Origin of the sequence: Thalassotalea agarivorans, assembly GCF_030295955.1 — a bacterium.
GTDB lineage: Bacteria > Pseudomonadota > Gammaproteobacteria > Enterobacterales > Alteromonadaceae > Thalassotalea_D > Thalassotalea_D agarivorans.
In genome coordinates, this window is record NZ_AP027363.1 from 142,860 (window position 1) to 165,111 (window position 22,252).

Annotated in this window: 21 protein-coding genes; 13 read left to right on the top strand and 8 right to left on the bottom strand. The window is 41.5% G+C overall.

Annotated elements, in window-relative coordinates; translation table 11 throughout:
* The first annotated feature begins 439 nt into the window (after positions 1-439).
* Both pckA and QUD85_RS00695 read left to right on the top strand, forming a co-directional pair.
* The gene (gene pckA / locus QUD85_RS00690; protein WP_093329264.1) at positions 440-2,050 is read left to right on the top strand and encodes a phosphoenolpyruvate carboxykinase (ATP); all 1,611 of its coding nucleotides are present in this window, start codon (positions 440-442) and stop codon (positions 2,048-2,050) included.
* Positions 2,051-2,200: 150 nt separating this feature from the next.
* A complete protein-coding gene (locus QUD85_RS00695; protein ID WP_218139592.1) occupies positions 2,201-2,629 on the top strand; it encodes a Dabb family protein in 429 nt (142 codons plus the stop codon).
* 47 nt (positions 2,630-2,676) lie between these two features.
* Here QUD85_RS00695 and envZ read toward each other — a convergent pair whose 3' ends face one another.
* Entirely contained in the window at positions 2,677-3,981 is a 1,305-nt protein-coding gene (gene envZ, locus QUD85_RS00700; RefSeq protein WP_093329262.1) for a two-component system sensor histidine kinase EnvZ, read from the bottom strand.
* A 20-nt stretch (positions 3,982-4,001) separates the two neighbouring features.
* Entirely contained in the window at positions 4,002-4,727 is a 726-nt protein-coding gene (gene ompR / locus QUD85_RS00705; protein ID WP_093329261.1) for an osmolarity response regulator transcription factor OmpR, read from the bottom strand.
* A gap of 274 nt (positions 4,728-5,001) precedes the next feature.
* On the opposite strand from ompR, the gene QUD85_RS00710 reads away from it, so the two are divergent.
* The gene (locus QUD85_RS00710) at positions 5,002-5,400 is read left to right on the top strand and encodes a hypothetical protein (RefSeq protein ID WP_093329259.1); all 399 of its coding nucleotides are present in this window, start codon (positions 5,002-5,004) and stop codon (positions 5,398-5,400) included.
* Here the strand turns inward: QUD85_RS00710 and QUD85_RS00715 are convergent.
* Together QUD85_RS00715 and QUD85_RS00720 are read right to left on the bottom strand one after the other, a co-directional pair.
* Positions 5,369-5,833 carry a hypothetical protein gene (locus QUD85_RS00715; protein WP_093329258.1) on the bottom strand — a complete coding sequence of 155 codons (465 nt, stop codon included), beginning with the start codon at positions 5,831-5,833 and terminating at the stop codon, positions 5,369-5,371. The genes QUD85_RS00710 and QUD85_RS00715 overlap by 32 nt on opposite strands.
* Positions 5,833-6,834, bottom strand: coding sequence for a phospholipase A (locus QUD85_RS00720; RefSeq protein WP_093329256.1), 1,002 nt, complete (start codon positions 6,832-6,834; stop codon positions 5,833-5,835). The genes QUD85_RS00715 and QUD85_RS00720 overlap by 1 nt, the downstream gene beginning before the upstream one ends.
* A gap of 140 nt (positions 6,835-6,974) precedes the next feature.
* Between QUD85_RS00720 and QUD85_RS00725 the strand changes: the two genes are divergently transcribed.
* From QUD85_RS00725 to murI, 4 genes are all read left to right on the top strand, one after another.
* Positions 6,975-7,616: a single-stranded DNA-binding protein gene (locus tag QUD85_RS00725; protein ID WP_093329255.1), complete on the top strand. Its 642-nt coding sequence runs from the start codon at positions 6,975-6,977 to the stop codon at positions 7,614-7,616.
* 75 nt (positions 7,617-7,691) lie between these two features.
* The gene (locus QUD85_RS00730) at positions 7,692-9,704 is read left to right on the top strand and encodes an SHOCT domain-containing protein (RefSeq protein WP_093329253.1); all 2,013 of its coding nucleotides are present in this window, start codon (positions 7,692-7,694) and stop codon (positions 9,702-9,704) included.
* Positions 9,705-9,782: 78 nt separating this feature from the next.
* The gene (locus tag QUD85_RS00735) at positions 9,783-10,421 is read left to right on the top strand and encodes a TVP38/TMEM64 family protein (RefSeq protein WP_093329252.1); all 639 of its coding nucleotides are present in this window, start codon (positions 9,783-9,785) and stop codon (positions 10,419-10,421) included.
* The gene (gene murI / locus QUD85_RS00740) at positions 10,422-11,201 is read left to right on the top strand and encodes a glutamate racemase (protein ID WP_093329250.1); all 780 of its coding nucleotides are present in this window, start codon (positions 10,422-10,424) and stop codon (positions 11,199-11,201) included.
* Here the strand turns inward: murI and ubiK are convergent.
* A complete protein-coding gene (gene ubiK, locus QUD85_RS00745) occupies positions 11,198-11,452 on the bottom strand; it encodes a ubiquinone biosynthesis accessory factor UbiK (protein ID WP_093329248.1) in 255 nt (84 codons plus the stop codon). The genes murI and ubiK overlap by 4 nt on opposite strands.
* Before the next feature lie 112 nt (positions 11,453-11,564).
* Here ubiK and rep point away from each other — a divergent pair, with 112 nt between their 5' ends.
* From rep to glpQ, 5 genes are all read left to right on the top strand, one after another.
* Entirely contained in the window at positions 11,565-13,583 is a 2,019-nt protein-coding gene (gene rep, locus QUD85_RS00750; RefSeq protein ID WP_093329246.1) for a DNA helicase Rep, read from the top strand.
* Positions 13,584-13,589: 6 nt separating this feature from the next.
* Positions 13,590-14,234, top strand: coding sequence for a hypothetical protein (locus QUD85_RS00755; protein ID WP_245732109.1), 645 nt, complete (start codon positions 13,590-13,592; stop codon positions 14,232-14,234).
* A 113-nt stretch (positions 14,235-14,347) separates the two neighbouring features.
* Positions 14,348-15,628, top strand: coding sequence for a metal-dependent hydrolase family protein (locus QUD85_RS00760; RefSeq protein ID WP_093329244.1), 1,281 nt, complete (start codon positions 14,348-14,350; stop codon positions 15,626-15,628).
* 62 nt (positions 15,629-15,690) lie between these two features.
* Positions 15,691-17,622: an alpha/beta hydrolase family protein gene (locus QUD85_RS00765; protein WP_093329243.1), complete on the top strand. Its 1,932-nt coding sequence runs from the start codon at positions 15,691-15,693 to the stop codon at positions 17,620-17,622.
* Between the two features lie 151 nt (positions 17,623-17,773).
* Entirely contained in the window at positions 17,774-18,742 is a 969-nt protein-coding gene (gene glpQ, locus QUD85_RS00770; protein ID WP_177168885.1) for a glycerophosphodiester phosphodiesterase, read from the top strand.
* Here glpQ and QUD85_RS00775 read toward each other — a convergent pair.
* The 3 genes from QUD85_RS00775 to QUD85_RS00785 are packed head-to-tail and all read right to left on the bottom strand — an operon-like array spanning position 18,739 to position 20,592.
* Positions 18,739-19,410, bottom strand: coding sequence for a TonB family protein (locus tag QUD85_RS00775; RefSeq protein ID WP_093329239.1), 672 nt, complete (start codon positions 19,408-19,410; stop codon positions 18,739-18,741). The genes glpQ and QUD85_RS00775 overlap by 4 nt on opposite strands.
* The gene (locus tag QUD85_RS00780; protein WP_177168884.1) at positions 19,403-19,981 is read right to left on the bottom strand and encodes a sigma-70 family RNA polymerase sigma factor; all 579 of its coding nucleotides are present in this window, start codon (positions 19,979-19,981) and stop codon (positions 19,403-19,405) included. The genes QUD85_RS00775 and QUD85_RS00780 overlap by 8 nt, the downstream gene beginning before the upstream one ends.
* 11 nt (positions 19,982-19,992) lie before the next feature.
* On the bottom strand, positions 19,993-20,592 hold the full coding sequence (locus QUD85_RS00785) for an energy transducer TonB (RefSeq protein WP_093329236.1): 600 nt from the start codon (positions 20,590-20,592) through the stop codon (positions 19,993-19,995).
* A 162-nt stretch (positions 20,593-20,754) separates the two neighbouring features.
* Between QUD85_RS00785 and QUD85_RS00790 the strand changes: the two genes are divergently transcribed.
* Positions 20,755-22,236: a tryptophan halogenase family protein gene (locus QUD85_RS00790; protein ID WP_093329234.1), complete on the top strand. Its 1,482-nt coding sequence runs from the start codon at positions 20,755-20,757 to the stop codon at positions 22,234-22,236.
* Positions 22,237-22,252: the final 16 nt, after the last annotated feature.

A 22,252-nucleotide genomic window follows, 5' to 3' on the forward strand; every position in this document is an offset into this window, starting at 1 on the left:
GAAGATATTCCATTAGGTGTTTGTAAATAGCATAACCATTTTCATAATTTCTGCCAAATTAAAGCAGAAAAATCGTTTTGATAAACAGCATATTAATTATGTGATACTGACGATAACTATTAATTATAAGCGGTTATGATCAAAAACCTGTAAACTTACACAAAAAGTTAAGTTAATAGCCCCTTAAACTCCGTAATTTTGCCAAATATGATCGGAAAATTACAACAATAAAATCCATTCTTTCGTCTTCTCATTATCGCGCTATACCCCTTATATTTATTGGTTAAGGGATTATTTATGAAAGTTATATTGAAAGTTTTCAAAATAAACAAAAAATTACTTTCGTTTTAGTTTCTATTCCCCTACAATTGCAACCTCTTAAAACCACCACAATAACAATAATGCCAAATCGTCTTAATTTTATGAGGAGATCTAAGACATGATTGCTTTGGACCACGCGGTTGACTTATCAGTATACGGTATCGAAAACGTAGAAGAGATTATTTATAACCCTTCTTATGAAGTACTGTTTGAGGAAGAAACCAAAGCGGGCTTAACAGGCTATGATCGCGGTGTTGTAACCGAATCTGGCGCTGTTGCTGTAGACACGGGCATTTTTACTGGTCGTTCACCAAAAGATAAATACATCGTTCGCGACGACGTAACGCGCGACACTGTATGGTGGTCAGATCAAGGAAAAAATGACAACAAACCAATGACACCGGAAACTTGGAGCAAGCTTAAAGGCCTTGTTACAAATCAATTGTCTGGTAAAAAACTGTTTGTTGTAGATACCTATTGTGGTGCAAACGCTGATACGCGTTTGAAAGTAAGATTTATAACAGAGGTAGCTTGGCAGGCGCATTTCGTTAAGAACATGTTTATTCGCCCAAGCGACGCTGAACTTGAAGGTTACGAACCAGACTTCGTGGTGATGAACGGCGCCAAAACAACCAACCCTGATTGGCAAGAACAGGGCTTAAACTCTGAAAACTTTGTCGCGTTCAATTTAACAGAGCGCATTCAGTTAATCGGTGGTACTTGGTACGGCGGTGAAATGAAAAAAGGTATGTTCTCTATGATGAACTACCTTCTGCCATTGCAAGGTATAGCGTCAATGCACTGTAGTGCTAACGTGGGTAAAGACGGCGACGTTGCTATCTTCTTTGGTTTGTCAGGTACAGGTAAAACAACACTTTCTACCGACCCTAAGCGTGAATTAATCGGTGACGATGAGCACGGCTGGGACGATAATGGCGTATTTAACTTTGAAGGTGGTTGTTACGCGAAAACAATCAACCTAAGTGAAGAAAATGAGCCTGATATCTATCAAGCGATTCGTCGTGATGCTTTGCTTGAAAATGTAACTGTTGATGAAAATGGAAAAATCGATTACGACGATGGCTCTAAAACAGAGAACACACGTGTTTCGTATCCGATTCACCATATCGACAATATTGTTAAACCAGTTTCTAAAGCGGGACACGCGAAGAAAGTTATTTTCTTAACAGCTGATGCTTTTGGTGTGCTACCGCCAGTTGCCAAGCTTACGCCAGAGCAAACGGAGTACTATTTCTTATCTGGATTTACTGCAAAACTTGCTGGTACAGAGCGAGGTATTACTGAGCCAACACCGACATTTTCTTCATGTTTTGGCGCGGCGTTTTTAAGCCTGCACCCAACGCAGTATGCTGAAGTATTGCGCAAAAGAATGCAGGCAGTAGGTGCGGAAGCGTATCTTGTAAACACCGGTTGGAATGGCACAGGCAAGCGTATTTCAATTAAAGCGACGCGAGCTATTATCGACGCTATCTTAGATGGTTCAATTGAAAGTGGCGAAACACAAGTGTTGCCATTATTTAACCTTGAAGTACCTAAGCATTTAGCGGGTGTTGAAGATGGTATACTCGACCCACGTGATACATATGCCGAGCAAGGTGAATGGACGAATAAAGCAGCAGATTTAGCGAACCGTTTTATTGTTAACTTTGAGAAGTTCACGGATAACGACAACGGTAAAGCCTTGGTTGCAGCGGGTCCACAGTTGTAATCAGAATCATTGATTTGAAAACCAACCTTCGGGTTGGTTTTTTTATGCCCTAGCGTTTTTCAATTGAAATCATTATTTCCCAAAGACCATAGCCAGACGAAATAAAAAGCCTTAGGCTATGGTGTTACGATTAAACGTTAGGAGAGATAGATGGTAGTAGAAAAAGTCATGCATTTTTGTCGTGCATTGTTTATGGTCGCCGCAGTCAGTTTCGCGGCAACAGCCAGCGATAAGGCGCCAAAAGAAAATCAAACGGTAATTGCCTCAGGCGGCTTTGTCCATAGCGTGTATTTTTGGCTGAAAAATCCTGAAAACGAACAAGACAGAAAAGCGTTTGAAAAACATCTCAACCTTTTTATCGACAATTCTCTATATGTTAAGAGTAAATTTATCGGCACTGTTGCCCCAAGTGAGCGTGATGTTGTTGATAGTACCTACACTTACGCACTTATTTTAACTTTTGACAGTAAAGCAGACCAAGATAAGTATCAATCTGAGCCTGTGCATTTGAAGTTTGTGGAGGATGCGCAGCATTTGTGGGAAAAAGTGATTGTGTATGACGCATTTAATACACTGTAAATGACATTGTTTAAGCGTAAAAAGCTTCTATTTAATAGAAGCTTTTTTTAACTTCTTTCCCGCGTGATCGGCAGTAGTACGCGAGCTTCTAAGCCACCTTCCGGTCGGTTGCGCAAAATCACTTCGCCGCTGTGCATTTTAACTATACGTTTGATAATGGCTAGCCCCAATCCGCTTCCCTCGCTACCACGCGCGGTGTCACCTTGCGTAAAGGGTTGAAACAAGCGTTCTATTTCCTGCTCAGGAATACCTGTACCTTCATCAAGTACAGCCAAATAAACCGTGTTTTGCTTCACATCGACGCCGCTTTCAACGGTAATTTTTCCGTCGGTATGGCGCATCGCATTTTGAATGAGATTAGCCAATACGCGTTTAATCGCTAAGTATTTTATTTTTATTAACGGGCACTTTTTAGGAATGACGATTATTTCTCTATCAGGCAGTTGTTCTGAATCGACTACGTCATTGATTAGCCTGTTTATGTCGACTTCTTCGGTGATATCGTCGGTATCTGTTCTAATATAGTCGATAAACTGATCGATTATCGCATTCATGTCGTCGATGTCTTTTTCGATACCTTCTTTCAAATAGTCGTCTTGTTCTGACATCATTTCGCTAGATAAACGAATGCGTGTCAGCGGCGTTCGAAGGTCATGAGAAATACCTGCCATCAGTAGGTTTCTATCTTCTTCGAGGCGCTTAATTCCTTCAGACATTTGATTAAACGCACGCGTCACTTCGCGAATTTCTGTAGTACCGCCTTCTTTTAGTGTTTTAGGATTACGACCTAATGCAACTTCTTCGGCCGCCCTTTGTAAACTGCGCAGCGGCCTATTTAATTGCCGCACGAATATCCAGCCACCGGCGACACTGAGTACACCGAGAATAAAGAGGATAATAATGAGCGGTGAAAAGTTTGCTTCTTCAAGTCCACTTAAGGGTATTTTTACCCACAAATTTGGCGCTTGAGGAGGTTTGATCCAAAACAGATATTCTTCACCTTGCGAAATACGTACTTCGGCAGGTCCTTCTAACAATGCCGACATTTCAGCGGAACGATAGGGGTAGTGTTTAGCGTCGCCTAAACCTAATGCCATAGCGGTACTTTCCCGATATACACCGATACCTGTTTGTTCGTGGAATGCTTGCGCCATATCGGCAGAAAGTTCGGTATTATTAATATCGATAAATACCACTTTTATCTGCTTTGCTAACAACTGATTAATTTGTTGTGCGTTTGGTTGAATGATGTATAGCGCTATAGAAATGTATGAAACCACCTGATTAACGAGCAATAAAATGCCAATTAAAAGAACGGTTTGCCCAAAAGCACTGCGAGGCAATATCTTCATCAATTATCCTGCGCAGCCGATCAAGCGACAGCTTGTCCTTCAGGAACAAAGACATAACCCAAGCCCCACACTGTTTGTATATAGCGAGGGTTTGCGGGGTCTTCTTCTAACATTCGACGTAAACGAGATACTTGTACATCGATGCTTCGCTCGAGGGCAGAATAGTCGCGGCCACGAGCTAGGTTCATCAGTTTGTCACGCGATAAAGGCTCACGAGGGTGGGTGATTAATGCCTTCAACACAGCAAATTCGCCACTGGTTAACGGCATACTAATATCACCTTTTCTCATTTCCCTAGTTGCTAGATTGAGCTGGTATTGGCCAAACGACACAATGTTTTCTTCCAATGCCGGTGCACCTGGGGCTTCTTGTACCTTACGACGCAACACCGCTTTGATACGAGCAAGCAATTCACGCGGATTGAATGGTTTAGGCATATAATCGTCAGCGCCTAATTCAAGTCCAATAATGCGATCGACTTCGTCGCCTTTAGCAGTCAGCATGACAATAGGAATATCATTACCTTGTTGCCTTAAACGGCGGCAAATTGATAAGCCGTCTTCACCTGGTAACATGAGATCGAGCACCAGCAAGTGGAAATTTTCTCGCTCTAACAATCTGTCCATTTGTTCGGCATTTGCAGCACTGCGTACGACAAAACCTTGCTCCACCAAATACCGTTCTAACAATGCGCGCAGGCGCATATCGTCATCTACGACAATAATTTTTGGTGTTTCATGTCCCATATTCTTTCCTTACCATGGTGCGAATTTGAGTTAACTAAAGTGATTCGCTTACACTTACATTTATCGTTTATAAGGTTAACTATAAGCTAAAATCGTTGTAATTTAAAAACTTAGTCTGTGTCAAAAAAGCCGAAATTGTTACAAAAAGTGTAAGTTAAAATGATCTTTCGTGGGCTACAGTGCAAGTGTAAAAAGTCATTCAAAGGTTATTACTGTTCAGATGATGCGATCCGTGTAAAAATGTCTCTCCCTTAAATGAGAAGTAGTGTTATTGATGCAAGTGTGGCGAAAGTTCTTTAAAGCGCCGTTACGAGTCACGTTAATCGTTCGTAAAAGAAATACCTTAAAACTGCGCCGCCAAATGTTGCTTATTAAAATGGCGCTAGCGCAAGAGAAGCATGAAACTAAGGCTATGCTGCACACCTATGCAAAATATACCCGTGGCGCAGCCAATAAAAGTGAAATGAAAGAAGCCAATCAGCAATTGGTGGACTTGTTAAAGGGGTTAGGTATTGGTGTATTTGCGGTATTGCCGTTTGCGCCCATTACCATTCCCGTGGTGATAAAGCTTGGCCGTGTTGTAGGAGTAGAAATATTGCCAAGTGCTTTTAGTGAACTCAAAGAGGTGCGAGACAAGAAGACTATTGCAGATAAGCAATCGCCTGATCAGTAACACAATGCGTCAAACTTCTTTGCTTTTCTTCTAACGACAACGCCGCAATGGCTTTTTTAACCATAGCAAATTTTTGTTCGCGCTCCTTCGCGGGTAATTCACTCAGTTGTTCCTTAAAACAAGCGATCAAACCGTAATCGATGGCTTGTTCTGATTTTATATCGTCATTGCCCAAACATTCTGTGACTTTGTCAGCCAACCTGTCGGCAGGCATTTTTGTAATAATATCTGCTAGTTTATAAGGGATTGGGTCCACGCCTTTGTCTTGATTACAGGCATAAAAAATATCAGCGACTAAGACCTTGGGTATAAGGGCTTGATGTTGCTCTGCAAACTTTTCTTTTAACCATTTGTCATGCTGTTTATCTTCACTTGCGACACTATTTGGCAATAAAAACAGGCCTAATAACAAACAAATAAGCGGCTTATACATTACATAATATCCGTTAGCGCAATGCCGATACCAATTCTTGATTGAGAATGATTATAGTCGATCAAACTCTCCCCGTAACCGGTGGTATATTGTACCAAGCCTCTTAATCTTCCGGTTAAAGGAAAGGTAAAGTTTACTTCGGCGTAGCCATTATTCGTGGCAAAATTTTGTCGACCTTTAATTGAAAATTCATAGTGATGCCATTTATACGCCGTGGTCAGTTCAAAATACCCCATATAATCGCCAATATCGGGATTGTCGTTAGCCGGTTCATCGGGAGTTGTTTGTTTGCTGCCCTCAGGAATAATGTACCAAGGTTTAAAAGAAAGTAAGAAGTTTCCTTTGGTAAAGGTGATGTCGGCATAAAGTCTGTTCCAACTTCTTGATATTAACTGTGAGCGTCCATTTGATTGATGCACATAACCAAAGGTCAACATAGTACTTGTATCGTAGGGGCTCCAGCTCGTTGGCATGGTATAGAAAAACTCAGGCTCGTAATTGGTCTCTCGAAAAGGTCTTGATAAATCTGATGTGTAAAGTTGCCACCATGATTGCATTGTAAAGCCAAATGCCAAGGCATCCCCTTCGGTAAACAAATAATGGTCGGGGGATACTAGCGGCACTTTAAAGCTTATTTGAAACTTTGCTTCGGCCGACTGCATTTCTTCAGACCATTGGTCATCGCGAATTTCATAAACTTCCCGATTAATGTTATTGGTAGCAAAAAAAGGCAAGGTGTAATTCATCTTGTGCGGCGTAATTACGTAAGGGTTAAACGCTGTGGCTCGCTCTGCGGCAGTTCTAAGTTGAGCAATATCTTTGCCTTCAACTTGTTCTTCGCATTCAGCTTTCAGCTGGGCGACAGTTTTCGAGTTATTATCTTGCTGAATTTTTTTCAAAATGCACGCTTCCAAGGCTGCTTCTTGTTCTGTCTCAGCAACAACTTGCGTGCTTAGCACCACACATAAACTCAACAATGGAATAATTCGGTTTAATCGCATACCAATCCTTTATTATTGTCAAAGTAATCAACTCGCTAGCAAAGCGAAATCATGGTTAACTATTGCTTATCTTACCAACATTTTTTAATGTGGCTATATAACAACGATTATTTTATTAGGGATACGATAAAAAGCGGCTTATGGACTACACAGATTTATGCACCGTTACTTTATTAGGTAATTTGGTTGCGAAACCCGAAATTAGATATCAAGCAAACCCTGTCGTAGCGGTCGCTGAGGTGCGCATAGCAACCCATAAAAAATGGTATGATAAACAGAGCCAGCAATTTAAAGAATGGACAAGCTTTCATACGGTGAAAGTGATTGGTGAAATCGTTGAAGACAGCTTACGTTTCGCCAATAAAGGCGATGTCATCTTAGTGCAAGGCTACCTCCTCAATAGTAAACAGTCTAATCGTCAGATCCTCCATGCCGCCTATGCACAGTGCTTTGCTAAAGGGTATGCGCAGTCGATGAACCAAGTGCAAAGCAGTGGCACAATTTGTTCACCAATAAAGTTGATGACTACAGAGCAAGATAAGACATTAGCTGAATTTTCAGTGTGCATTAAACATGCTGTAGTTTCTCCTGTGAATAAAGAGCTCAAGCACTTTGATGTGACTCGATTAGTGCATGTATGGGGTAAACAAGCCGAATATATATCGACTCAAGCCCAGGAGGGCGAGAAAGTGGTTATTGACGGTAAGTTAAGTTATTTAAATGACGACAACAAAACACAGTTTATTGAATGTCGCCAAATAGATCTGATTAAATCAAGCTAAACAGTGGCAAACTTGATGGCACTGGGCTATAAAAAGAGTTTAAGCTATTAAATAACAATAAGTTAAATATAATTCATGGATAGAGCACTTAAACAAAAAGGGTTGTACAGGTGTTTTCTGGCATCACTGCTAATTGCACTCCAATTTAGCGTGCAAGCAATTAGCTTGCAGGAACTCACGTTAAATACCGAGAGTGTGTTGCAGGGTGCCCGTAAGAATGTCACAGAATGGCAATTAGCTAGCGCTAATCCATTAGCTGCCAACAGCTATTTTGTATCTAACGATCTCCATGAAATATGGCTGGTAAATGACGGCCGTTTAGCTAGTAAACCTTTGTTAGCTCTCGCTGATATCAGTGACGCAGAAATTTCGCGTATTACAGCCTTTGCTGTACATGCTGGATATAGCTTGCGTGACAAAACCGGAAGTCGCACTTTCTATACCGCACATACCCAACGTATTCGACAACCAGAAAAAACGCGTTTAGGCATTATAGATAGCGACTTCACGCATGAATCTGTTATTACCGAATGGCAGTTAAACTTAATTCATCACGATAAAGTTGATTTAGAATCAAGACGAGAAGTGCTCAGAGTTGCCCTACCAAGCAATCACCAAGGTATTACTCAGTTATTGTTTAATGATTATGTTCAGCAATGGGAAGCTGATTTTGGTTTACTGCATGCGGTTCTGCCGGCAGAAAGTTCGCAGGCATTACCATTATACAGCGGCGCGGTATTGCGAATAAGGCCAGAAAAATTTGGTCAAAAGCCATATATTGTACCGGCAGATAACCCCTTTCAAAGCCAAGATCTGGTGCCGCCAGAATTGTTCGTCCAAAACGGTGGCAACCTTACGCAAATAGTGTTTACTAATATCGCCACTCATCCCTCTTTGGCATTGCACAGTTTTAATGGGAGCGCACAACTTACGCCGTTTATTGCAGGCGATAGTATCGATAGCAATACGCCGATAAAACAGTGGCAAGCCCCGAATAATCTAGTGAAGCAAGTGTTTTACTACCGAGGCAGAGAAATTAAGCACCCTCAGGGGCAATTTATCTTGTTGGCCACTGTCAACGGTATTGCTCAATTGTTGTCACTCGATTTGTCCAGTGGTGAGCAATCCTTGATCATGCAGTTAAATCAAGCGGGATTATCTGGCGAAGCAAGTCTATTTGGCTTTTTAGATCGCTATGATGAAATCATGTTGCTTGGTCAAAAAAATCAGGTGTTAGCTTATGTAAAACAACAAAATCTAGCGCCCAAACAGACGTCTGCAGCACAGGATAACAATGGCTACTTTGCCATATTCTTTTCCTTGTTTGTGTTGATAATCGCTATCGCCTTGTATCTAAATAGGCACCGTTTAACGCCTAAACAACGACGTTTAGAGAAGTTAAACCGTACATTAAAAGGCAATTATGCGTTTATTCAAGCCAACAAAGCGAAAACGGGAGTTGAGTTATTCAGGCGTAACGAGCAAGAGCCTAGTGAAAGTATTGTGCTTAAATCCATCACTCGCTCGACCATACATTTAAATGATGAAGTGATCGCAACCATTAACAATGAGCCTGAAAACGGATTCGATCAAGCGAAAGAAAACGCAGTGATTACGCTTTTTGCCAAAGAACAGCGCAAGAAAATCATCGATCAACAGCAGCGTCGAGTAGACATTAGCTTCGAAACCGATGCCAAGAGCCCGTTTGTTGTTACCTTATACTACAGGCAAGGTAATTTCAGACTCACCAAGATTAAGTATCAGGATGCTGTCGAGCTTGTTTTAGATTGGTGTTGGTTAGTTAGCAAACACATCAACCCAGAACATACTGGTAAGCGAAAATTATTCGTTGCAAAGCCGAAAGCACCTGCATCTTCAAATGCGCCTACACCGGTTGTCTCACAAGATGAATATACATCGGTGAAAACGCCAGAAAAAGCCGCCTCAAAAGCGCCAAATTTAGTGCATGAAGATACCGAATTAGTTAACGCGTTAGAAAAACTAGTTAACTTAAAGCAGCAAGGCTTTTTATCGGAAGAAGAATTTCAGCAAGCCAAACAAAAGTTATTACAAGATTTGATTGAGTAACCCCTGCCAACAAGGTATGTTTAACGCAAAATTACCACGCAGAGCAGCCTTTCTTTGAATTTACGTACAACGCTATTAATGACTCTAATCAGTTTGTTACTGTTTAGCTTTGTACTGTTTTCATTTTTAACAGATACGCAAGCGATACAGCAATGGGTTACAGAGCAACTACCCGAAGGGCCATTAGGTTATATTTTGTTGCTGTTGGTGCTTACGCTGTTCATGGCAATAGGCCTGCCACGGCAAGTGTGTGCCTTTAGTTGGGGATTTGTTGCAGGTCCTTTGTTAGGGGCGATACTAAGTACTGTTAGTGCAACTATTGCGTGTATTTTAACACTATTGTTTTCTCGAACTGCCCTCAGCGGCTTCTTCAAGACACGCTTCAATAAACAATATCATTTGGTTCATGGTTTTTTCAGCAAGGATACCGCGCTGAAAGCGTTTATTATTCGACTAATTCCTGCAGGAAGTAACTTTTTAACCAATGTACTTGCAGGCGCGTCAAGAACACCATTCAAGCCTTATGTATTGGGTACGTTTATTGGTTTCATTCCGCAGATGACTATTTTCGCTATGCTAGGTGCAGGTATTAGGGTTGGTAATACGACACAAATTGTCGCAAGCGTTGTGATGATTGTGATAGCGCTTTTGTTAAGTGTTTACTTGATTAAGAAAAATAAACATGCAAAAGCGTTTAAGCAGTTGGATATAAAGTAAATGGCACGTATTGGTATTTTTGATTCTGGCGTTGGCGGGTTATCTATCGCCAATGAGATTCACCAATTGTTACCTGATGTGGACATTGATTATATCGCCGATCAAGGCTTTGCACCTTATGGTCAGCAGCCGACAGAGGTGATAATTGAGCGCTGCCATACTATTGTGAATAAGCTCGTGAAAAATGGTTGCGACCTCATCGTTATTGCTTGCAACACTGCGACAGTAAATGCAGTTGCTTTATTGAGAAAAACCTTTGACGTGCCCATTGTTGGTGTTGAACCGGGCGTTAAGCCGGCGGCCTATCAAAGTTTATCAAAACATATCTTAGTTTTGGCGACACAAAGCACGCTAAATAGTGAAAGTTATCAGCAGTTAAAAGCAAAATATCAACAAAACGCTCATTTTTACGATCAGCCATGTCCGGCTTTTGTTGAGCTTGTTGAACGAAGAGAACATCTCTCGCAAGACGCTCACAAGTGGGCGGAAAAGTATCTCGAAAAAGTATTTATGCTTGACTGCGATACCGTTATTTTAGGATGCACACATTTCGTCTTTTTGTTGCCAATACTAGAGAAAATCTTGCCATCGCATGTTCGCGTAATAAACACTGCGAATGCTGTTGCCAAACAGGCAAAAATAAAATTGATGGAACGACAGCCTCAATGGCAAAAACAAGAGGGGAAATTGGTTTTCATGACCAGTGCTAAGCGTTGCCCCAGCCATGATTACATTGCCGCATTTGCAACAATTAGGTTAGATTCAATAATCCAAATCTAACCTTTATCGTTCAATTTAGCTTCTAATTCACCGATTTTAGCTTCAAGTTCAGCTATTTTTTCGCGAGTTTTTAACAAAACCTGAGTTTGCACATCAAATTCTTCGCGCGTTACTACGTCTAGTTGAGCGAGTTTTCTCTGCAGAACTGTTTTAGTTTTGTCTTCAATGTCTGTGGCTAAATTTTTAACGCCCGGAGGAATTGCTTCTGTGACTTGTTTTGCAATTTCTTCAATCTTTTTTGCATTAATCATGGGTAAACCTTGTTTGCGCCGTTTTTGTCATTGTAATCAATTTTAATGGGATCTGTTAGCGATAAACAGGTAGAATTATTTTCTTTTATTATTAGCAGTTAAATTTACCCCTATGAAGTTAAATCCGCGTCAAAGTGAAGCCGTTAAGTATGTGAGTGGTCCTTGCTTAGTCTTGGCTGGCGCCGGTAGTGGCAAAACGGGTGTAATTTGTCAAAAAATCGCGTATCTCATTCAGCAATGTGACTATAAAGCAAGAAACATTGCTGCGGTTACTTTCACCAATAAAGCAGCACGCGAAATGAAAGAACGTGTCACCAAAATGTTAGGGCGAGATCTAACACGAGGGCTGACAGTATCAACGTTCCACTCGCTTGGTTTAGATATTGTAAGACGCGAATTGAAAACCTTGGGCTTTAAGCCAGGATTTACCTTGTTTGACGACCAAGATACGATGGCGCTGCTAAAAGAGTTAACCTCTGAAGAGCTCGATGGCGATAAAGATTTATTAAAAAAATTGCAAACCATGATTTCCAATTGGAAAAATGATTTGCTGTTGCCAGACGCGGCTATCAAGCAAGCTGCTGACGCAGATACTCGATTATATGCTGAGTTTTATGACCGCTACGCCAAGCACATGAGAGCTTATAATGCGCTAGATTTTGACGATCTGATTCTCATCCCAACCTTGCTTTTGAAAAACTTTCCCGAGGTGAGGCAGCGCTGGCAAAACAAGATTCGCTATATGTTGGTAGACGAATACCAAGATACCAATACTAGCCAATACGAGTTTGTAAAACTGATTATCGGCGAACGTGGTCGTTTAACTGTGGTTGGTGATGACGATCAATCGATCTATTCTTGGCGTGGCGCTAAACCGCAAAATTTAGTGTTGTTAGGTGAAGACTATCCAACCCTTAAATTGATCAAACTTGAACAGAACTATCGCTCTTCTGGCCGTATCTTGCAGTGTGCAAATATATTGATTGCAAATAACCCACATGTTTACGACAAAGCCTTATTCAGTGAGCTTGCTTACGGTAAAGAATTGCGTGTGTTGCAAGCCAAGAATGAAGAACAAGAGGTGGAGCGTGTTGTCGGTGATTTAATCGGTCATCGATTTATGAACAAAAGCTTATATAAAGATTATGCCATCCTATATCGTGGCAACCACCAATCGAGAATTTTAGAAAAAGCATTAATGCAAAATAGAATTCCTTACCGTATTAGTGGCGGAACATCGTTTTTCTCAAGGGCGGAAATCAAGGACATCATGGCCTACTTGCGGGTCTTAGTGAACCCTGACGATGACAATGCATTTTTGCGAATAGCCAATGTGCCAAAACGTGAATTAGGACCGGCAACATTAGAAAAGTTAGGTACCTATGCGAACCAGCGCCAAATCAGTATGTTTGCTGCGAGCTTTGAACTTGGCTTAGAGTCTCATTTAACTGGCCGAGGGCTAAACAAAGTACAGTTATTCACCCGCTGGCTGGTTGAAACAGCAGACAATGCACAACGTGGTGATACTGCTGGTGTATTGCGTGGCATGATTCGTGAAATTAACTATGAAGATTGGTTATACGATACTTCGCCAAGTGCAAAAGCAGCGGAAATGCGCATGAAAAATGTGACAGAACTATTTAGCTGGGTCACACAGATGTTGGAAGGCAAAGACGATGAAGCGCCAATGACACTTGCCGAGGTAGTCACGCGATTAACCTTGCGCGATATGATGGAGCGCAGTGAAGACGAAGAAGGTGGCGATCAAGTGCAATTGATGACCTTACATGCTTCAAAAGGTTTGGAGTTTCCGTATGTTTATCTTATTGGTATGGAAGAAGGCCTTTTACCGCATCAAACCAGTATTGATGAGGACAATGTTGAGGAAGAACGTCGTTTAGCTTATGTTGGCATTACGCGGGCGCAGCGTGAGCTCACCTTTACCTATGCCAAAGAGCGTCGCCAATTCGGTGAAATAGCACGTACGGAAACTAGCCGCTTTTTACATGAATTACCGCAGGATGATTTATTCTGGGAACTAGGCAAACAGGCAAAACCAAGTAAAGAAAAACAGCAAGAAACAGCAAAAGTGGGTGTTGCTAATTTACGCGCACTATTGAAGAACAAATAAAGGTCGATGATGAAACATACAGTTTTATTGGTAATAGCATTGTTGTTTGGGCAGGCGAGCACGCATGCGGATGAAATTAAGAAAGCGGTTACCGAACAAGGTGACGTTGTTGTGCTGATGCCTGACGGTACTTGGTATTACCAAGATGGTAGTGTAAAGCAACCGATGACAATTGCAGTTAATGATGCGCCTTTTAGTAAAAGTAAAGATGCCACTTTCCTAATCAAGAGTTCAATCAACAATAGCGCAGTATGGATCAACCCAAAGCAATGGAAGTTTAAAAAGAACAATAATGGCCATGATGTGGCTGAATTTGTGTTTAAAATGCCAGGTAAAGACCTCAATGCGTTACTTATTAATGAAGGCCTAGAAATCCCAGTGGAAACATTGGCAAATGTTGCTATTCAAAATGCGCAACAGGCCGCAAGCGAAATTAATGTATTTAAAAAAGAATACCGCACCGTAAATGGCAAACAAGTGATTTACATGGAAATGGAAGGCAAAATCCAGGGTATTCGATTTATGTACTTAGGCTATTATTTCTCTAATGAGAGCGGTGCTACGCAACTTATTGCTTATTCGGGGAAAAACAAAATTGATGAATATCGCAATGATATTAGTACATTACTTAACGGCCTCACCATTCAATAATTGCTCAGCGAATCATCTACAATTTTAGGTGATTCGCCTTATTCAATTCCTAGATATTTGCACAACTTCCCAATCTTCGCTACTTTGTTAAAAAACAAAAAAAGGCAAATATCATGAAAACATCATTCATGGCTGCGGCAATTGCTTCGGCACTTCTATCATTTGGTGCACTAGCCCAAACTACAATTATTCATGCCGGCGAGTTACTGGCAGTTCCGGGAAAAAAACCTCTCAAGCAACAAAGTATTTTTATTACAGACGGTAAAATAACGGCTGTAAAATCGGGTTATGTTACTGAAGACGGCGCAAAAGTTGTCGATCTAAAATCTCAATTCGTGATGCCAGGGTTAATGGATATGCATGTGCATATACAGGGAGAACGCGGGCCACATAATCTTAAAGATGAATTAAAAATGTCGGATGAGCTGATGCAGATGCGTTCTCAAATGTATGCTATGCGCACCTTAAAGGCAGGGTTTACCACCATTCGCGACGTTGGCAATTCAGGGCAAGAATTATATGCACTGCGCGATGCCATTAATTATGGCTGGGTCGATGGTCCACGTATTGTAGCTGCTGGCGGTGTCGGTATTACTGGTGGTCATGCTGATATTAGTGGTGTTAAACCAGAGCTAATGGCGCTACATGATGAACATAGAAAAACCGTTTGTGATGGTCCTTACGATTGTCGTCGCGCTACTCGACATGCAATTAAATATGGTGCTGATTTAATTAAAATTACCTCTACAGGTGGTGTATTGACCGACCGTGCCACCGGTGTTGGTCAGCAAATGGAAATGGATGAACTGCGCAACGTGGTATTAGCGGCAGAACGCATGGGCAGAAAAGTCGCCAGTCATGCACATCAAGAAGATGGCATTATAGCTGCGCTTGAAGCTGGGGTGCATAGTATTGAACATGGTTCTTATGCCGGACCTAAAGCACATAAATTATTCAAAGAAAAAGGCGCCTATCTAGTGCCTACCTTATTAGCAGGCGACACTGTGGTAGAAATGGCGAAAAACACAAATATATTATCGCCAGCGCAAGCAGAAAAAGCTATTCGTGTTGGCACCGATATGAAAGGCAACTTCGCAAAAGCCGTTAAAGCAAATGTGAAAATCGCGTTTGGTACCGACAGTGGTGTTTCAATTCATGGCACTAATGCGAAAGAAGCCGTGTTGATGCATGAAGGTGGTATGTCGGAAATGGCGATTTTAAAGTCAGCCACTGTCAATGCAGCTGACCTGTTGAGTATGTCAGATACACTTGGCACCATCGAAGCAGGCAAGCATGCCGACATTGTTGCCTATGATGGTTCACCACTGAGCGATATTAAAGAACTTCTGGATGTAGACTTTGTAATGAAAGGTGGTAAAATTTTTGTCGAATAGTTGATAACATCAACGAAAAATAAAGAAAAGGCAGCGAATAGCTGCCTTTTTAATAAAAAATAATGAACAAAAGGACTTTGCAAATGCGTATTGTTGTTGCATTTCTCTGCTTGCTTTCCTTTGCCACTTCGGCGCAGCAAGCTAAAACTTTAACTGCCGAAGATTACGGCAAACTTCCCGATATTAGTATGGTTACCTTATCACCCAGTGGAGATCGCGTAGCATATCGTCAAGTCAGTAAAAATGGGGATCACATCGTTGTATTAGATCTGACCACCAATAAACTATTAAGTGCCATTAATGCAGCGGAAGTTAAACCTAACTACGCTTATTTTGTTAATGAAAACCAACTGGTAATGGTGGTGTCAAACACTACTAAACTGTGGGGTTACCGTGGTCGCCATGAAATCAGTTCAGCTTGGTCTTACAACTTAGAGACAAACAAATTGTTTCCGCTTCTTAAACTTGGTTATGGCATTTATGATGGTCAATCAGGTTTAGGTAGAGTAGTTGGTCTAAGCGCTGATCAAAAATATGCTTATATGCCGGCGTGGAAAAGTGCCGGTAGATATTCTCTGTTCAAAGTTAACCTTGAAAAAAGTCGAAAACCAAGACCAGTCGCATTGGGTCGCACAGATGTAAATGATTATTTTGTTGGTTCAAGTGACAATATCATCGCCAGAGAGCGATATAACAACGAAACTAATATCCACCGTGTTGAAGCCTATATTGATGAAAGTTGGGTCGAGATCTATAAAGAAGAAACAGACAGGCCTTACATCGGTATTTCGGGTATTACGCCTGATGAGAGTGCTCTAGTTATCAGTACTTATAACGACGAAACTGACAGATTTGTATATCGCACTATGGCACTGCAAAATGGTGAAGTTTCAGCGCCTATTTTTAGCCGAGAAGATAAAGACGTAGATGGCTTAGTGACAGACTTAAATCGCAAAGTCTATGGCGTGCGCTATGCTGGTTTTGAACCTACTTATGAATTCTTCGATGAAAAATTAAATGCGCGTATGCGCGGTTTGAAAAAGGCATTGGCGGGGTTCACTTTTTCAATTGTTGATTATACACCGGACTGGAACTCCATCGTTTTAGAGTTAAATGGTAAACAAGCTGGTGGAGATTTTTATTTATATCATAAAGGAAAGTTAAGGTTTTTAACTGCCTCAAGAAGTAATATCCCTTACGATATGATTAACGAAGTGCAAAGTTATACTTATAAAGCAGCAGACGGTTTAGAAATTCCTTCTTTGATCACTTTGCCACAGAATAAGGAAGCGAAAAACCTGCCTGCCATTATGATGCCTCATGGTGGCCCGGCAAGCCATAATACCAAAGAATTTCATTATCGAGCTCAGTTCTTCGCGTCACAAGGATATGCTGTTATCCAACCGCAATTTAGAGGTTCAGATGGTTTTGGCTGGGCGCACCAATTTGCAGGCTATGGACAGTGGGGCCAAAAGATGCAGACTGATTTGACGGACGCTGTAAATGATCTCGCCAATAAAGGTACAATCGATCCTTCACGCGTGTGTATTGTTGGTGGTAGCTACGGTGGTTATGCAGCGCTAGCAGGTGCAACATTAACACCTGATGTATATCAATGTGCTGTTTCTGTAAACGGTGTTAGTGACCTAAATCTGATGTTGAAACAGGAGCGTAGAGATCACGGTAGTGATCACTGGGTATTGTCATATTGGCAAGATGTTATGACAAAGACTGATGCCGATGAAGAGTTGCTTGCAAAGATTTCCCCTATCAATCATGTGGAGAAAGTTAAGATTCCGGTGTTATTAATTCATGGTCAATATGACAAAGTTGTTAATGTGCAGCAGTCCGAAGACATGTATGACGAATTAAAAGACGCTAAAAAGCAAGTAGAGTTTATTGAACTCGACAAAGGCGATCATTATTTAAGTAACAATGACAACCGTGTTAAAGCGATGAAAGCAATGGCTGAATTTGTTAAGAAACATATTTAACGTTGAATAAAATGTCCAAAAAAGCCTGCTAATTAGCGGGCTTTTCATTTATATGTCATCTTTATCGTGTAAGTTTTATAACGATTCAAGCCATTTTCCGAATGTAAGTATGCGTATTTTCATTTTTTTAGCGTTTCTACAGATAAATAGTGTGACAGCAACCGCCGCAGATATCATTGCGCATCGCGGGGCGAGCGGTTATTTGCCTGAACACACGCTTGAGGCAAAGGTGTTAGCACATGGCTTAGGTGCAGATTATATTGAGCAAGATTTGGTGCTCAGCAAAGACAATTTTCTCATTGTGATCCATGATTTAACGCTTAATGCTACAACCAATGTAGCCGAGAAGTTTCCTACCAAAAAGAGAGCTGATGGAGGGTATTATGTAATTGATTTTACTTTAGCTGAGTTAAAACAATTATCAGTGCATGCGCCTGTCGATAAAGACGGAAACCCTAAATATCCCAATCGCTATGCTAAACGTCAACCGATGTTCAAACTTCATACGTTTTCTGAAGAGCTTGCGCTGATTGACGGGTTGAATCAATCGACGGGGAAATCAGTCGGCATTTATCCGGAGATTAAAGCGCCATGGTTTCATCAAAAAGCAGGCAAAGATATTGCCTTAGCAACTGTGAAAGTGCTCATGCAATTCAATTACGGACGTTCCGACAAGAAAGTGTTTTTGCAAAGCTTTGATCCCCATGCGTTAAAAAGACTAAAGCATCAGTTATTGCCAAAATACGGTGTAACTATACCGCTGGTGCAACTCATAGCAAAAACTGAGTGGCGGGAGACACAAGAAAAGGTTGATGGGAAATGGCAAAACCTAGATTACAGTCAATTGATGACGCAAAAGGGTCTTGAAGACATTGCGAGATATGCTGAGGGTATTGGACCTTGGTATCCGATGTTAGTCGATTATAGTGACGGTAATTTACAACTGTCTTCTTTCGCCCTAAGCGCCAAAAACCAACAACTTTTAATTCATCCTTATACTTTCAGGCTCGAAGATGTTCCTTCACCGTTTGCAGATTACCGTGCGTTTTTAAAATACTATTTAGAACAAGTAAACGTAGATGGTTACTTTACCGATTTTGTTGATATTAAGCCTCGCTAACGTCTAAATTCAAACGTTACTTGCGCTTGTTTAGCGGCAGTGTTTTTATCGAAACGCCATTGTGCTAGCGCTTGCTTGGCGGCTTTTTCTATTGGTTTGCTTGTTGTGCTGTTAACAACGCCGATATTTTTGACGTTTCCTTTATCGTCTATTTCATATTGTAAGGTGACTGATTCTAACGATAACTTTAGCTGCTGCTTATTAAAACGCGGCAGTACTTTGTGCGTTATCTTGGTGTCTACTGACAGGCTCGATACGCTAGCTAACGTTTCTATTTGTGAGGGTGCAACCGAGGTAGATTCATGTGTCGGCATGGCTTCATGAGAAGGCATTTCTCGAGCGCTCGGTTTATCGCTTAATTCTGCCGACTTCTGTTTTGCTGTGGGCACTGGCTCTTCGCCTTTGCGGGAGCTTGCAACCACTACGCTTGTTTCATGTGCATTGGTTAGTCGCGGCACTTGATGCGGTTGTTTTATTAGTTGGCTAACTACTGCCAATATGCCAAACGAAGCAAATCCTGCCCCTAAAGTTACTCCAAGGACCCTGAACAGGCGCTGCACTAAACTAGTTCTTACTTGTTGTTTGGGCAAGTTAGGTAATGGCGCTGATACTTGTGCCTTGCGTTGCTGATAGAGGTTATTTAATACCTCGTCTGTACGGTTAGTCATTTTTTGCCTCTGTTAAAGCGCTTGTTAGCTTGCGTTTTGCATACCTTAGCCTGCTTTTTACTGTTTCTTTGGGCTGTTGTGTTAACGCTGCAATTTCTTGCAATGAAAATCCTTCTTGCTGAAAAATAAACGCCTCTTTTTGTTCAAAAGGCAGTGCATCCAAGGTTTCATTAAATCGCTTTAAATTTTCTTGTAACGATAGTGCCGTGGTAATATCTAGCTGATCTTCGTCATTGAACAGGTCGTCAACTGCTTGTTCACTCCATTGCCAACGATTGTTGCGCCTAAGTTCATCTATCAATAAATTACGCGCGACAGTATATAGCCAAGACTTTTCATGTTTCGGTGCGCTACCTTGATAATTCATCACTTTAAGCCATGTGCTTTGTAAAACATCTGCCGCCAAATGCGCATCAGACAAAGACAGCAAATAGTGATACAAACTTATATTGTAAGTGCTTACTAGCTTTTCAAGGTGCAGATTTTTTCTGGTTGCCAAAAAGTCGGCTAATGCCGACTTTGCTTGAACTTTGTGGCCTATCAGGCGTTTTAGTTGACTACCTATCTGCAATGTTGCGATTCCTATTGCTGCATTTTGAAATCAAGTTGTACCGTTAAATCATGTTGTTTAATCATTTTACCATCGACCTTTTTAGGCTGATATTTCCACTTTCTTAGCGCACTGCGTGCCGCTTTGTCGAACACGCGTTTAGGTGACGCATCTAAAACGCGCACATTTTCTACGCCACCCATTTCGTTAATATCGAAGATTAACTTAACCCAGCCTTCGGTACCATCTCTTTGTGCAGGCGCTGGGTACTTTGGGTTAACCCTTACAACAGGTGTCGCTTCTCTGTCTCCATTGCCATGAAAGCTCGGGTTAATGGCTTGTTTTTCGATAGTTAGTCCTGGCGGTTGATAAGTAAAGTCAGTTGGCTCACTCTGACTATCAATCGTTTCTGGCACTTGTTGTGGCCTTTCTGGTGGCTTTGGCGGCTCTAGCTTTACTCTAGGGCGTTTTGCCGCAGGTATTTCGTCGGGCAATCGAGCTACCTCTACAATCACTGGGTTTGGATCATCGATTAAAGCTTCGTCATGCCCCTTAACTAAAAAGCTCATTAACGCAAACAAGGTGAAGGTAACTGCACCAGCTAATGGAATGGTGGCCATTAATTTGTTCATACTGACTCCTTTTGTATCGGTTTCGCTTTATAGACGTTCGAGCTCAGAAAAAGGGGTTAAGTATTTTTACTTTTTTATTGTTATTCGAATGCTTTGCATTCGTTGCCGGCAATGGCATCATGTAGCGAGCTTTTAAGTATTGAGAAAAAGTAGAGGTAAAAGGTGTCAAACAAACCCGTAAAAAAAGTCGTTATAGCTGGCGGAGGTACCGCAGGATGGATGGCAGCTGCCGCTTTTGGCAAATTAATGGGCAAGCAATTAGACATCACCTTGGTTGAATCTGACGAAATCTCTACTGTCGGCGTGGGTGAAGCAACCATTCCTACCATGGTGTTCTTTCATCGTTTACTCAACGTCTCTGAAAAAGAATTCATGCAAGCCACCAATGGCACCTTTAAATTAGGGATAAACTTTGAAAACTGGCGTGACGTTAATGAAGATTATCTTCATGCCTTTGGTGTTACCGGTAAAGCGAGTTGGGCTGCGGGGTTTCAGCATTTTTGGCGTAAAGGTAAAGACAAAGGTTTCAGTGGTGATTTTGGTGATTACTGCTTAGAACGAGTTGCAGCGGAAGCAGGAAAATTTCAGCATCTACCCAATAATGGTTTGAGTTATGCGTACCATATCGACGCCGGCTTATATGCTAAGTTTTTAAGGCAGCTCAGCGAAGCGTGCGGTGTAAAACGTGTAGAGGGCAAAATTGAACAGGTTAATACGGATGCAGACACTGGCTTTATTACCTCGCTGACACTTGCAAAAGGCGATGTCATCGACGGTGACTTTTTTATCGATTGTACCGGCTTTAGAGGGTTGTTAATCGAGCAAGCATTGCACACAGGCTATGAAGACTGGTCGCATTGGCTGCCTTGTGATAGTGCGATTGCCGTGCAAACTCAAGCAACGCAAGCGCCTATTCCTTACACTCGTTCTATCGCTCATCAAGCAGGATGGCAGTGGCGTATTCCATTGCAAAATAGGGTCGGTAATGGTCTTGTTTTTTGTAGCAAGTATTTGAGCGATGAAAACGCAAAACAGCTGCTTCTAGAAAATATTGAAGGCGACACATTAAATCAACCACGCGTAATAAAATTTAGAACCGGTCGCCGTTTAAAAACGTGGAATAAAAACTGCTTAGCCGTTGGTTTGTCGAGCGGCTTTTTAGAACCGCTAGAGTCGACAAGCATTCATTTGATTCAACAATCTATAGTACGCTTTATCAAACTGTTTCCAGCTGCAGGTGTGCAGCAATGTGATATAGATGAGTTTAACTACCAAACAAACTTCGATGTGGAAAAAATAAGAGACTTTATCATTTTGCACTACAAGGTAACGCATAGAAATGACAGTGAATTTTGGCGTTATTGCCGCAATATGGAGGTGCCAGCAAGCCTTGCCCATCGTATTGCGCTGTTTAAAGAAACTGGGCGTATGTTTAGGGAAGGGGACGAGCTATTTGATGATTCTTGGCAGCAGGTCATGATAGGACAAGGGTTAATACCCGAGGCCTATCACCCAATAGTAGACAGCTTAAGCGATGAAGAGCTCAAGCGTATGTTGCTACAGTTAAAAAATAATATTGCTCGCACTGTGGACAATATGCCTTCCCATGAACAATATTTAGCACAGTTTTGTCCAGCGCATTAAAAAAGCCCGTAGAGGG